Raw genomic sequence first — 14,356 nt, 5'->3', positions numbered from 1 at the left:
CTGAATTCTAAGTCAAAAAGGAAAACTACAAAATAGGAGTGATTTATTATGAATAAAGTAGTAAAGTTACTATCTTCAACAGTCATAGTATCAACACTTGTCGTAGGTTCTTCCGCAGCGTATATCACGAGTAATAATCAAGAAGTCAAAGCGCAGTCAGAGCAAGTACAGAAATGGGGACACGGTGAAGGTGGCGCTAGCGGTGCTAACACTGAAAGTAGTGCGAGCGGTGCAGAATTAAAAGCTGAAACACCATGGTATAACTATGAGGGTTATACAACGTATGATGGTTCATTTACACAAGATTATAACTTTGTAAGAGCATTAAAATACGATAATGTCTCAATCGATGGTTATAAAGTAGATCCAAAAGCAGACTCCGAAGTTGAGTATAACGAAACAGTTTATGATACAACAGCATCATTTAATAAAGATGATGAAGTTGTTCAAACAACATTCTTCACTAAACCAGATTCAGTTTCAAAGGATACATTTAAAGATGCGCACAGTTCTAATGAAATAGCTGAAGAAGGTAAACTTGGTAACGACGATGGCACATTTGTAAAATATAAAACAAATGAAGGTAGCTACACAGCGTTCTTTGATACAAAAGATAATTTAATGGAAATGACTATAAGCCAATAGCCATACAGAATATCAATTGTATTTATGATAAAGCATGACTCGTTTACTCCTCATTGTTAGTGATTATGACAATGAGGGGTTTTTATTGTAGAAGCAAAATTTAGGGATTTATAAATAATTGTGTTTTTGTAATATAATAATTATAGTTAACATAAGCATAAAAATATTTAAATTAAGGGGAGTTGGTTAGTTATGAAAAAAGTTTTTTTGGGATTAGTGTTGAGTGGATTATTTTTCATGTTAAGCAATGGTACGGTTTCAGCGAATGAATTTGATAAAATAGAAAAAGATAATAACACAACAGTTGGCGTATATGGCATTAATACTGAGAATGGTAAAAAAGTTCAACACAATGCAAATGAACGCTTTGCATTTGCTTCTACTTTTAAAGCCATCGCGAGCGGTGTGTTATTAAATAATTATTCGGAAAAAGATTTAAATAAAAAAATAACAATTAATGAGACAGATATTGTAGAATATTCACCTGTAACTGAAAATTACATAGGCAAACAGATGACGTTTAAAGATTTAATTAAAGCATCTATGTTACAAAGTGATAATACGGCTAATAATAAAATAATGGAAGAACTTGGTGGCGTTAAAGCCTTTAAACATGAGTTGAAGCAATTAGGTGATAATATTTCTAATCCGCAACGCTTAGAACCTGAGCTAAATCTCTATGATCCAAATAGTACAGCTGATACTACAACACCTAGAGCTGCAGCACAGACATTAAATACAATTTTAACAAGTGACCAAATAAGTGATGGGAACTTAGATTTATTGAAACAAGTTATGATTGAAAATGAAACGGGCGATAGTTTAATTAAAGCAGGTGCACCAGACAACTATATCGTTGGAGATAAAAGTGGGCAAGGTTTAACATATGCTACGCGTAATGATTTGGCATTTATCTATCCAGATAAACATAAAAAACCAATCATTCTTGCAATTTATACAAAACAAGATGACAAAGATGGTCAACCAGATGATAAAGTAATCGCAGATGCTGCTGAAGAAGCAATTGCACAATTACGCTAAGTTAATAAAATGAGGATAGGGCTATTCAGAGGAGTAGAATATGGAAATAAAACAAATGAAATATTTTGTAGAAGTTGTGAGAAATGGTGGAATGACACAAGCTTCAGAACATTTATATATCGCACAGTCTACAATTAGTAAAAATATTAAAAGTATTGAAAACGAATTTGACATTACTTTGTTTGATAGAAGAAAAAAACATATTATTCTAACGGATATAGGTCAGATTTTTTATGATAAGTGTGTTGAAGCATTGGCAGTGTTGGATGATTTATCTTTAGAAATGGGTGACGTCACGAATTTAGAAAGGGGGCATATCCGCATTGGCATATCGGCAATTATGAATGTCAGGTTATTTACGGAAAGTTTAAACCAGTTTCATTCCAAGTATCCGAATGTGACATATGAAGTCATTGAAGGTGGCGGAAAAGCGGTCGAATTTTATTTGAATAATGATGAAATTGACGTCGGTATTACAACTTTACCAGTAGATGAGGATATCTATCATGCGGTACCTCTATATAAAGAAAAGTTATTACTTATCGTTGATAAAAATTCTGAGTTAGCACAACAATCATCCGTTTATTTAGGTGATTTGAAAGATGAAAGCTTTATTATGTTTCATGATGACTATTACCTGAAAGATCAAATTATAGAAAGCTGTAGAAAAGTAGGCTTTCATCCTAAAACAGTAGCTAAAATGTCTCAAATTACTTTTATAGAAAATATGATTCGTGATGGTATTGGCGTGAGTATCTTACCTGAGAGTATCGTCAATATTTTAAATGATGGTGTTGTCGGTATTGAAATAAGTGCTGCTGATGTAGCGTGGAATTTAGGTGTTATATGGAAGAAAGAAAGTTATATGAATCATGTTACGCATGAATGGATTAATTTTTTAAAGGATTTGAAATAAAAAAAGCGTTGTTAAAGTTGAAGTATTCCACTAAGGAATGTCAAATATTCCAACTATGTATTTTAATCATAGATAAAGGAGTAATATAATGGAATCTGTAGAGGGTTATGAGTACTGATTAACTGATCATTGCAAAATGGTTATAAGTTGAGTTTTCAATATGTATGAATATCCACGTACAATCAATATATGATAGCTTTTATAATAAACGATAATTCAACTCAGGACTCATAACGGCAGAAGATAACTAAGGGAGTCCTCAAATTTTATAAAAATGGTAATCATAACGTACTAATCAGAGATGAAAGTAGGATTAGATACGTGATGCATTTGTAATATAGATACAAATGCATCGTATGTTGACCAATGCTTGCACAGTTGCGTGTTTTAGAAATTATAGTTAAAACCAATAAAATTCATCAGTTCTCCCATTTAAAAACTGAAAACAATCCCTATCTCTCTAAATATTGGTTAACTTTTTTTCTGTACAAACAAGATGTGTTGTAATACGTGACTTGCAAGCAATATATAAAGCGCGCGTTATATTAACGGCATTTTAGCAAGTAGCGTGTCATTACATTATAAAGTGATAGGTGTACGCTATGTTGTATAACAGACAACAAGACAGGCACAATGCAACTTGGTAATGGCATTCCTAGATTATAACAATCACTGGCTAGATGCCTTCATATATTTAAGAAAGCTTATGCTTCAGTTGAAGTAATATTAAAAAGTAATAACCCTCTAGATAAATATCTCTCAAACAAGTGCGACCCTGACTACACTGTCCAATGTAGCTAGGGTCGCTTTGTTAATTTAATGGAATTTGCATATATTAAATATTATGCTGTAATGATGGGTGTAAATGATATGCTGCATCAGTTGGTTCATTTTTAATAACTTTATCTAACGTAGTCACGATTTTTTGAGCGATTTCAGATGTAGGCACCCCAATAGCGTTGACAGGGTAATCTAATTTTTTAATTTGTGGAATATTATCGTAAGAATAAATCATTGGCTGATTTTCAGGCCCAATGGCATTAATCGTTCCTACAGTAATGTCGTAACTTCCGCAAATCACACCAGGAGAAAGCGCGTCGCTTTTCAAATATTGTTTCACGGATGCTTCGGCATCTATGGCATTCAATCCGTTAGAATCGATAATACGATAGGTAATATTTTGCGCTTTGCAGTAATTAGTAATCGCATCTTTTTTAGCGATTTGGCGGGCGTCGTTTGTATTAATATCGCCTATGTAATCAATCGTTTGGATACCTTGTTCTAATAGGGCGTTAATGGCCATAATCATCGCTTCTGCATGATTGACATTGATAATCGGGTAGGGAATATCTCTGTCTACACCGTACGCGACTACCGGAACGTTATTATAAATTTCAGGTGGTAAGTTTGAATTGTCACCTTCATCAAAGATCACAATACCATCACAGCCGAATTCTACAAATTTCTTTGAAGCGGCCGCAACATCATCGATTGAAACAAACATGACATAACCGAGGGATTTAATAGCTCTATTAATTTCTGAAATTAGATGTGTCACGGCAACACGATCTACAGAAGGCCAGATTAATCCAATTGTGCCACTTCTTTTAGAAACGAGTGCTCGTGCCGAATGATTAGGTATGTAATTCATTTCAAGCGCTTTTTGTTGAATCATTTGTTTTGTTTTTGGTTTAACGAGTTGGGAATTTTTTAATGCTTTACTGACCGTGGAATAACTGACACCACAGGCTTCGGCAACATCTTTTAAAGTTACAGCCATAAAAGTTCTCCTTGAAATAGATTGATTTAAGTTAGAATTAATTATACCATAGAGATAAGCGTTAGAATATTTTTTTGAATCTTAATAACAACGTTGTTATTTTCAGCAAGCAAACACAAGAAATGAAATTTATAAGGAGATGTAAAGATGAATTCAAGAGATACGATGAAGTATATTCAAGAAGGTCAACACATTGCAGTGATGCGCACAGACAACCCGGAGACGTTTTTAGATATTTCAAATGTAATTATAGAACAAGGGCTTAATATTATCGAAGTGACGTTAACAACGCCAAATGCGATAGAAATTATTGCTGAATTATCTAAAAGAGAAGACGCGCTGATTGGTGCAGGTACTGTACTTGATAGTGTATCAGCACGTACAGCAATTTTAAACGGCGCTAAATTTATTGTAAGCCCATCTTTTGATGAGGAAACAGCTAAAATCGCTAACTTGTATGATGTTCCTTATATTCCAGGATGCATGACTGTTAAAGAAATGGTCGAATCTTTACGCTATGGTTGTAAAGTATTGAAACTATTCCCAGCAACACAGTTTTCACCTAAATCTATCAAAGATTTCAAAGGTCCATTACCACAAATTGAGATTGTTCCAACTGGTGGCGTGGGCAAAGATAATCAAAAAGAATGGTTAGACGCAGGTAGTTTTGCAGTAGGTATTGGTAGTGAAATTACAAAAATTTATCAACAACAAGGAAAAGAAGCTTTAGTGCAATATATTTCTGAACTAAAAAGAGAGGTATAACTATGACGGTATTTGGATTTGGAGAAGTATTACTACGCTATACTCCACCTGATTACAAACAACTGAAAGATGCCAATACATTTGGTGTTAATGTTGGAGGTGCAGAATTAAATGCGCTCGTGACCTTATCTCAATTTGGGCACGCTACTGAAATGTTAACCGTATTACCACAGCACGCATTAGGCAATTTAGCCTTGAAAAAGATGTATCAGACACAAGTAGGTACAACATTTGTGAAACAGCAAGACGGTAGAATAGGCACATATTATATGGAAGAGAGCTTTGACTTCCGAAGTGGTAAAGTCATTTATGATCGCGAACATTCAACTTTCGCAGAACATGGGGCAAGCGTCATCGATGGCTTACCAATACAAAGTGGTGATTACTTTGTATTGACTGGTATTACATTGGCAGTTAATACAGCAGTGCGACAACACATCGTTGATATACTATCTAAATTGAAACAACAAGGTGTTAAAATCGTATTTGATATTAATTTCAGAAGTAACTTGTGGACCAAAGAAGAAGCAGTACCAGTAATCGAGTCTGTACTTCCACTTGTTGACGTACTCTTCTTTGGTAAAAAGGATGCGACGCATTTACTTGAGACAAATTCAGAAGAAGATGATATGAAGACATGTGCCGAAACGATTCAAGCACAATATGAGATACCGTTAATGGCTTCCAGTAATAGAGATATTGAGCAAAGTACATTACAAGGTATTATGTTAGCACATCAAAACTATATTGAAGGCGAAGCTTATCAATATACGGTACTGAATCGCATTGGCGCCGGTGATGCATTTATGGCTGGTGTCTTACATGGACTCATTCGTAATTGGCAATTAGACGAGACTATAGATTTTGCGACGAAATGTTCAGTCTTACAACATACGACAAATGAGGATGCATTAAGTATAGAAGAAAGTGACGTGCATAATTTATCCTCTCATTTCGGTGGGCTTAGTCGATAGAACCTTAAACAAAGGGGCATAAGACATATATGAAAAAAATTTTAGCACTATTTGTAAGCGCATTCTTTATAACGGGAATGTTAGCCTTATCACTTCCTCATACTTATGTTAATGCGGAAGAGAAGACAAAAGAAATTATGTTAGCACATAATCAACCGACCAGCCATCCAGTTCATAAATCACTTGAGATTTTTAAGGAAAGATTAGAGGAAACATCTCATGGTCAACTTAAAGTTAATATTTATCCGAATGGTCAATTAGGTAGTGAACGTGAAGCAATTGAAATGACGCAGACGAATGCAATACAAATGACTAAAGTGTCATCGGCAGCATTGGAAAGCTTTTCTCCAACCTATTCATTGTTCAACATGCCTTATCTATTTGAATCAGAAGAGAACTATCGTCATGTTATGAAAAAACAAGAAGTACAAGATGCGTTTTTTAAATCCACTGGAGATAAGGGGTTCCTAGGGATTACATATTATGATGCTGGCGTGCGTAATATATACACGAAGGATAAAAAAATTGAAGATAATAGTGACTTGGAAGGGTTGAAAATAAGAGTTCAACCAAGTAAAACGAGTGTCGATTTAATTAAGTCATTAGGTGGCACACCGACACCAATGGATTACGGTGAAGTATATACAGCGATACAATCGGGTGTGATTGATGCAGCTGAAAATAATGAAACTTCACTTACAACAAACAACCACGGTGAAGTTGCTAAAAATTATCATTATACGGAACACGCAATTGTTCCAGATATCTTAATTATGAATAAAGATACGTATGATGATTTAACGAAACAACAACAGAAATGGTTGAAAGATGCAGCGGCTTATTCTACTGAGAAACATGAAGTGATTTGGGATAAAGAAGTGAAAGAAGCTAAAAAGACAGCTAAAGAAGATATGGGTGTGAAATTCCATAACGTAGATAAATCTTCTTTCAAAAAAGCATCTCAGCCTCTACAAGATGAATTTAAAAAGAATCCAGATACAAAAGATGATTATAAATTAATCGAGAAGGAGGAGCAACTTTATGAAGAAAGCAAAAAAGATCATTGATAAACTCCTCCTCACATTAGCTGGTATTGCACTTTTTGTAATGGTTATATTATCCGTTTATCAAGTTGCTACACGCTTTATCTTTAACAGTCCAAGTACAATGAGTGAAGAAATCGTTAGGTTCTTATTGATATGGTTTGGTTTGCTCAGTGCAAGTTATGTATTTGGTGTAAAACAACATATAGCCATTTTATTTATTCGAGAAAGATTTCCTGAAAAAATACAACTTATTATGGAAAAGGCTTCAGATATCATAATCATTATCGTAGCACTCGTACTCATGATTTGGGGTGGCTATGAAGTTGTGAATTTAACTTGGTCACAAATTGCGCCATCTACAGGATTATCTATGGCAGCGATGTACGGCGCACTACCTGTTTCGGGCGTCTTTATCATTTTCTACGCAATATACAACTTGTTAGATAAAGGAGAACTTGAAGCAGTTAAAGAAGCCAATCAAGAAGATGGGGGTGAGCGTGTATGACACTTGCAGCAGGTTTAGTATTGTTCATCACATTCTTCGCTTTCCTGATATTCGGCTTGCCTATCGCTTTAGCGATTATTTTGAGTTCTATCATAACGTTATTAATGATATTACCATTCGATGTAACGATTATAACGGCAGCACAACGTATGGTTACGGGTATTGATGATTTTACAATGCTTGCCATTCCGTTATTCGTCTTGGCAGGTATCATTATGAATAACGGCGGTATCGCCTTTAGATTAGTGAACTTTGCCAAAGTGTTAGTAGGTAGATTACCTGGCTCACTGGCACATACAAATATTGTAGGTAATATGCTATTCGGTTCTATTTCAGGTTCTAGTGTCGCTGCGGCGGCCGCAATGGGACGTATCATGGGACCAATGGAAGAAAAACAAGGTTATAAAAAAGAATATTCTGCAGCGGCAAATATAGCATCTGCGCCATCTGGATTATTGATTCCACCAAGTTCACTATTGATTGTGTATTCACTTGTGAGTGGCGGCACATCAATTGCAGCATTATTTATAGCAGGTTATATCCCAGGTATCTTATGGGGCATTATGTGTATGATCGTGGCTTACATTATGGCGAAGAAACAAGGTTATAAAGTATCGGAACGCATTAGTTGGAAAGATAAATTATTTTTAACATTAGATGCTTTGCCAAGTCTGTTTTTAATCATTGTAGTTATCGGTGGTATCGTATCAGGTGTATTTACAGCAACAGAAGGTGCAGCAGTAGCAGTGTTATACGCTACAGTGTTATCGCTGATATATAAAAGTCTGACGCTCAAACAGATACCTAATGTCATCAAAGAAACGGCAGAAATTAGTGGTATGATTCTGTTCCTGATTACAGCTTCTGCACTATTTTCACTCGTAATGAGTTATACAGGATTACCTGAAGCCATTTCAAATGGCATTCTTTCAATGACAGATAATCCAATTATTTTACTACTGATGATTAACGTAATTTTATTAGTTATCGGAACATTTATGGATATAACACCAGCAGTATTGATTTTTACACCGATTTTCTTACCTATTTCAGAAGTTTTAGGTTTAGATCCAATTCACTTTGGTATCTTAATTGCATTTAATTTATGTATTGGTAATATCACGCCACCAGTTGGTAGTGCACTATTTGTTGGTGCAAGTGTCGGCGGTGTTCGTGTTGAATCTGTATTCAAATATTTAGTGCCTTACTTTATCGCACTCATTATTTTATTGTTAATCGTAACGTTCATTCCGCAAATTTCATTATTCCTTCCTAAATTATTAGGATTATAGAAAAGGGGCAATAACATGGCATTAATTAATGACAATTTTTTATTAAATAATAAAACAGCAGTAAAGTTATATCAAAAGGTTAAAGATCTACCAATTTATGATTTTCACTGTCACTTAGACCCAAAAGAAATTTATGAAAATAAAAACTATGAAAATATTACGCAATTGTGGTTAGCCGGAGATCATTACAAATGGCGCTTAATGAGAGCATACGGTATAGAAGAAGGATTAATTACAGGCGATGCAGATGACTTCGATAAATTCGAAGCATTTATGAACATGCTACCTTATTCAATCGTTAACCCAATGTATCACTGGTGTTCACTTGAATTAAAACGCTATTTTGATGAAGACACAGATTTAGATAAAGTGAATGTTAAAAAGTTATATAAATCATTAAACCGTAAATTGGCAAAATCATCACATACACCACAAAATTTAATTAAACAAAGTAATGTATCTGTAGTTTGTACAACGGATGACCCATGTGACGATTTGGAATACCATAAATTATTAAATCAAGATAAAAAAGTAACGTTTAAAGTGATTCCTACGTTCAGACCAGATAGTTACGTATTCTTAAGTGAAACAACAGTTAAAGACAAGATTAAGCAGCTTGATCAAACGATTGATGGTGAAATTAAAGATTTAAACAGTTATATCGAAGCACTTAAAACACGCGTTCATTATTTTAATAGACAAGGCGCTAGAAGTTCAGACCAAAGTTTTGAAAAAGCACCATTGATGTATGCGACAACAGAAGAAGCTACGGCAATCTATGAATCTATGATGAAGGGTGAAGCAGTTTCTGAAACGCAACAATACGAATTAGCGGGTTACATTTTAACTGAAATTAGTAAAGTATATAACGAATTAAATTGGGTCGTACAATTCCATTTAGGACCAACTAGAAATAATAATTCGAAAATGTTAGAAGTCGCAGGCACAGACAGTGGATTCGATAGTGTAGGTGAACAACTGAGCGCTAAAACATTGAACGCGATGCTAGATCACCTTGAACAAAACAATGCTTTATCAGATACGATTATTTATCCTAATAATGGTAATGATCACCTTATGGTTCAAGCTACAGCAGGTAACTTTACTAACAGCGAACATAAAGTGCAATTAGGTGCTGCATGGTGGTTTAATGACACGAAAGAAGGCATGGAACAGCACTTAGTTGATTATGCCAACGTCGGTTTATTAGCTAAATTTGTAGGTATGCTTACAGATTCACGTAGCATGATTTCTTATACACGCCATGAGTATTTCAGAAGAATTTTATGTAATTTCTTAGGAGACAAGATTGAAAAAGGTGAGATTGCTTTATCAGATGCAACAATTGAACAAATGTTAAAAGATATTTGTTATAACAATGCAGTAAATTTATTCAAAATAGAAGGCGTTAAGGAGGTATAACGATGGAATTATCATTTCGTTGGTACGGTGAAGATGATCCAGTAACATTAGAGAATATCAAACAAATTCCAGACATGAAGCATATCGTTTCTGCAATTTATGATGTACCAGTAGGTGAGGTCTGGTCAAAAGAAAGAATCGCAAAATTAAAACAAACAATCGAAGCGGCAGGATTGAAATTTGAAGTCGTTGAAAGTTTACCTGTAAGTGAAGAAATTAAATTAGGTACAGATAAACGTGATGAACTGATTGAAAATTATAAGACATCATTAGTGAATTTAGCTGAAAATGGTGTTAAGACAGTGACGTATAACTTTATGCCGGTCTTTGATTGGACACGTTCACAGTTAGACTATGAATTATCTGATGGTTCTAATACGTTGATTTATAAACATGATCAATTAAAAGATATCGATCCATTAACAACAGATTTAAATTTACCAGGTTGGGACGAAAGTTATTCAAGAGAAGAGATGAATCATTTGATTACATCTTATCGTGAAACATCGGACGAGCAATTGTGGTCGAACTTGAAGTACTTTTTAGATGGCGTATTACCAACTGCAATCGAACATGATATTGATCTGGCGATACATCCGGATGATCCACCATGGCCTATATTTGGTATCCCACGTATCATTAAAAATAAAGATAGCTATGAACGTTTACTATCTATAAATGATAGTAAAAACAATGGTATTTGCTTCTGTACAGGATCATTAGGTTCATTAGCAGAAAATGATTTACCAAGCATGATAAGAACATTTGGCGAGCACATCCATTTCGTGCATATGCGTAACGTGAAACGATTAGATTCACATTCATTCTTGGAAACAGGTCATTTATCTAAAAACGGTTCAGTAGATATGAAAGCAGTAGTAGAAGCACTGCAAGATGTTAACTTTAAAGGCACAATCAGACCAGATCATGGACGTATGATTTGGGGCGAAACAGGTAAAGCAGGTTATGGATTGTTCGACAGAGCATTAGGCGCAACTTATATTAACGGTTTAATTGAAGGAGTGAGCAAATGATGACAAGACAATTTGAAGGAGTCAATGTAGTAATCACTGGCGCAACAGGTGTGATTGGATCAACGTTCGTCAAAGGACTTGTAGAAAAAGGTGCCAACGTAGGTATTTTAGGACGTTCTGAAGATAAAATTGTTGAATTACAAGATGAAATTGATAAAGAAAGAAAACAAACAGTAGCACTAGTGGCGAACGTGTTAGATAAAGATGCTTTAACGCAAGCGAAACTAAGATTTAACGATACATTTGGTGCAGTTACAATTCTGATTAATGGCGCAGGTGGAAATAACCCGAATGCCACAACAAATGATGAAATGTATGATGAAAATGGTGATAAAACGTTCTTTGATTTAACAGAAGATGGTATTGATAAAGTATTTAAATTAAATTACACAGGTACATTTTTACCATCCCAAGTATTTGGTAAAGATGTCGTCTCATCTGAGGCAGGTACAATTATTAATATTTCATCAATGAACGCATTTACACCACTGACTAAGATCCCAGCATACAGTGGCGCAAAAGCGTCTGTAAGTAACTTTACGCAATGGTTGAGCACTTACTTTGCCGGTCACATCCGAGTGAATGCAATTGCACCTGGATTCTTTGAAACAGCCCAAAATAAAGCTTTACTTAGAAATGAAGATGGTTCTTATTCAGAACGTGCTTCAAAAATTCTATCACAAACACCAATGAATCGTTTTGGTGTACCAGAAGATATTCTAGGCACGCTTTATTGGTTGATGGATAAAGAATTAAGTGGCTTCGTTACAGGTATCGTTGTTCCTGTAGATGGCGGCTTCTCATCTTACTCAGGCGTATAAAAAAGCTATAAATTTTAAAATAAACTCCTTAAATCAATTTTGATTAAGGAGTTTATTTTTGTTGTTCTATAAGATGAAGATAAAAGGGAAGAAATAAAAAATATTTGAGTATTATAAATTTATTTTTACAAATGTCACAAATATGAGTTGAATGACATTGATAATCTATATCAATTAATCCATAATATAAAGCATATGTAAAGAATAATTAAAATATTGAATTATAGAATAGGTGGGGTGTTGTGAAAGCATTTTTTAGCTATTACAAACCATATAAAGGTTTGTTTTTCTTAGATTTTGGTTCGGCAATTGTTGTAGGTTTGTTGGAATTAATTTTCCCACTTATTACAAGTATATATATTGATCGTTTGTTACCTTCAAATCAGTGGAATCTCATAGTGATTTTTGGAATTGCTTTGTTATTTGTCTTTGGAATTGTAGCGGTACTTAAATTTATCGTCACATATTGGGGACATAAGTTAGGTACGAATATAGAGCGTGATATGCGTAATGATTTATATAGTCATATTCAGAAATTGAATTTTAAGTATTTTGATAACCAAAAATCAGGAAAGCTCATTGGTCGACTGACGAATGATTTGATGGATATTGGTGAGGCTGCACATCATGGCCCAGAAGATGTATTTTTATCTATCATGACCCTAATTGGTGCATTTGCCATCATGTTAACGATTGATGTGAAATTAGCACTCATTACATTTTGTGTGGTGCCTATTGTTTTTATCTTGGCTATATTTTTCAGCCAAAAAATGTCTCGTGCATTTAAGAATTTATTTACCAATGTGTCACGTTTTAATGAATTAATCGCAGATAATGTGGGTGGCATAAGACTTGTACAGGCTTTTACTAATGAAAATCATGAGCAAACGAAATTTAGAAATATAAACGATAATTTTAGAGCTACAAAATTAAAAGCATATAATTATATGTCTTGGAATATTACAATTAGTCATATTGCCCAAAATCTGACATTAATTATTGTTTTAGTAGTCGGAAGTTATTTTGTGTTGCATGGTGATTTATCATATGGTGGTATCGTTGCATTTATCATGATTACGAATGTACTCTTTAAACCATTACAACAAATTAATATGATTATAGAGCTATTTCCTAAAGCGATTGCAGGATTTAAAAACTTTAGCGAAATATTAAGCATTAATCCAGAAATACAGGATACACCAGATGCGGTTGAAATGCCGAGTGATCCTAAGACGATTCAATATAAAGATGTAACATTTGGATATGGCGAAACACCGATTCTTAAAAAACTGAATTTAGATATTCAGCATGGTGAGAAGATTGCATTAGTTGGACCGAGTGGTAGTGGTAAAACGACAATCAGTTCTCTATTGCCAAGATTTTATGAAGTAGATGATGGTGATATCTTAATTAATGGCCAAAGCATCAAATCGATTCAGTTAGCCTCACTACGTGCAGAAATTGGTGTCGTACAGCAAGATGTATTCCTATTCTCTGGTACTTTAAGAGATAACATTGTATATGGTCATTTAGAAGCTGACGAAACTGCAATATGGGACGCAGTTAGAAATGCGCAATTAGAAACATTTATCAAAGACTTACCCTTTGGTTTAGATACACTCGTAGGTGAAAGAGGGACGAAATTATCTGGTGGACAGAAACAGCGTATTTCCATCGCTAGAATGTTTTTAAAAGACCCATCTATTATTATTTTAGATGAAGCTACAAGTGCGTTAGATATAGAAACAGAAAATAAAATTCAATTGGCATTTAAAAAACTGTCAGAAAATAGAACATCGCTCATTATTGCGCATCGTTTATCAACGATTAAAGACGTAGACCGTATTATCTTTATCAAAGATGGTGAAATCTTAGAAGAAGGTAGTCATGAAGTATTGATGCAACAAGATGGACATTATAAACAACTTTATTTATCTCAGTTTAATGAAGTTGAAACATTTTAAAATGTTTGAGCGTGATCATAATAGTGAGTATTAAAGGGGGCGGGAAGACGAAATCAAATTTTGATTTCTGTCCCGCTCCCTTGTATTTTTATAGAATCTTAATTATGATTTAAGAAAGCGCTTTCTGTTGTATAGAAAGATCTGGAGGGTA

13 protein-coding genes are annotated in these 14,356 nt (G+C 34.3%); 12 read left to right on the top strand and 1 reads right to left on the bottom strand.

Annotated features, from left to right (window positions below; translation table 11 throughout):
• Nucleotides 1–48 precede the first annotated feature (48 nt).
• From isaB to cidR, 3 genes are all read left to right on the top strand, one after another.
• Nucleotides 49–645 (top strand): immunodominant staphylococcal antigen IsaB family protein, encoded by a 597-nt coding sequence (gene isaB, locus ACP3TL_RS09800; RefSeq protein ID WP_277575877.1) that lies wholly within the window; start codon nucleotides 49–51, stop codon nucleotides 643–645.
• Nucleotides 646–837: 192 nt separating this feature from the next.
• Nucleotides 838–1,686 carry a class A beta-lactamase gene (gene bla, locus ACP3TL_RS09795; RefSeq protein WP_277579884.1) on the top strand — a complete coding sequence of 283 codons (849 nt, stop codon included), beginning with the start codon at nucleotides 838–840 and terminating at the stop codon, nucleotides 1,684–1,686.
• 40 nt (nucleotides 1,687–1,726) lie between these two features.
• On the top strand, nucleotides 1,727–2,602 hold the full coding sequence (cidR, locus tag ACP3TL_RS09790) for a cidABC operon transcriptional activator CidR (protein WP_069833263.1): 876 nt from the start codon (nucleotides 1,727–1,729) through the stop codon (nucleotides 2,600–2,602).
• A gap of 835 nt (nucleotides 2,603–3,437) precedes the next feature.
• On the opposite strand, the gene ACP3TL_RS09785 is transcribed toward cidR, so the two are convergent.
• Entirely contained in the window at nucleotides 3,438–4,382 is a 945-nt protein-coding gene (locus ACP3TL_RS09785; protein ID WP_021339680.1) for a LacI family DNA-binding transcriptional regulator, read from the bottom strand.
• 147 nt (nucleotides 4,383–4,529) lie between these two features.
• Between ACP3TL_RS09785 and eda the strand changes: the two genes are divergently transcribed.
• From eda to ACP3TL_RS09740, 9 genes are all read left to right on the top strand, one after another.
• The gene (gene eda / locus ACP3TL_RS09780) at nucleotides 4,530–5,147 is read left to right on the top strand and encodes a bifunctional 4-hydroxy-2-oxoglutarate aldolase/2-dehydro-3-deoxy-phosphogluconate aldolase (protein ID WP_021339679.1); all 618 of its coding nucleotides are present in this window, start codon (nucleotides 4,530–4,532) and stop codon (nucleotides 5,145–5,147) included.
• A 2-nt stretch (nucleotides 5,148–5,149) separates the two neighbouring features.
• Nucleotides 5,150–6,121, top strand: coding sequence for a sugar kinase (locus ACP3TL_RS09775; protein ID WP_069832565.1), 972 nt, complete (start codon nucleotides 5,150–5,152; stop codon nucleotides 6,119–6,121).
• Nucleotides 6,122–6,150: 29 nt separating this feature from the next.
• Nucleotides 6,151–7,188, top strand: a complete 1,038-nt coding sequence (locus ACP3TL_RS09770) for a TRAP transporter substrate-binding protein (protein WP_069832566.1) — start codon at nucleotides 6,151–6,153, stop codon at nucleotides 7,186–7,188.
• Nucleotides 7,163–7,672 (top strand): TRAP transporter small permease, encoded by a 510-nt coding sequence (locus ACP3TL_RS09765; protein ID WP_069817753.1) that lies wholly within the window; start codon nucleotides 7,163–7,165, stop codon nucleotides 7,670–7,672. Before ACP3TL_RS09770 ends, ACP3TL_RS09765 begins: the two co-directional genes overlap by 26 nt.
• Nucleotides 7,669–8,964 carry a TRAP transporter large permease gene (locus tag ACP3TL_RS09760; RefSeq protein WP_069817754.1) on the top strand — a complete coding sequence of 432 codons (1,296 nt, stop codon included), beginning with the start codon at nucleotides 7,669–7,671 and terminating at the stop codon, nucleotides 8,962–8,964. Before ACP3TL_RS09765 ends, ACP3TL_RS09760 begins: the two co-directional genes overlap by 4 nt.
• Before the next feature lie 15 nt (nucleotides 8,965–8,979).
• Nucleotides 8,980–10,386 (top strand): glucuronate isomerase, encoded by a 1,407-nt coding sequence (gene uxaC, locus ACP3TL_RS09755; protein WP_285324412.1) that lies wholly within the window; start codon nucleotides 8,980–8,982, stop codon nucleotides 10,384–10,386.
• 2 nt (nucleotides 10,387–10,388) lie between these two features.
• Entirely contained in the window at nucleotides 10,389–11,420 is a 1,032-nt protein-coding gene (locus ACP3TL_RS09750; protein ID WP_069817756.1) for a mannonate dehydratase, read from the top strand.
• Complete coding sequence (locus tag ACP3TL_RS09745) at nucleotides 11,420–12,241, top strand: SDR family oxidoreductase (protein ID WP_069817766.1); 822 nt, start codon at nucleotides 11,420–11,422, stop codon at nucleotides 12,239–12,241. The genes ACP3TL_RS09750 and ACP3TL_RS09745 overlap by 1 nt, the downstream gene beginning before the upstream one ends.
• A gap of 242 nt (nucleotides 12,242–12,483) precedes the next feature.
• Nucleotides 12,484–14,205, top strand: a complete 1,722-nt coding sequence (locus ACP3TL_RS09740; RefSeq protein ID WP_081325295.1) for an ABC transporter ATP-binding protein — start codon at nucleotides 12,484–12,486, stop codon at nucleotides 14,203–14,205.
• Nucleotides 14,206–14,356 lie beyond the last annotated feature (151 nt).

Origin of the sequence: Staphylococcus caseorum, from assembly GCF_049943195.1 — a bacterium.
In the GTDB taxonomy this organism is placed as follows: domain Bacteria; phylum Bacillota; class Bacilli; order Staphylococcales; family Staphylococcaceae; genus Staphylococcus; species Staphylococcus equorum_A.
This window is presented reverse-complemented; position numbering and strand designations above follow the sequence as displayed.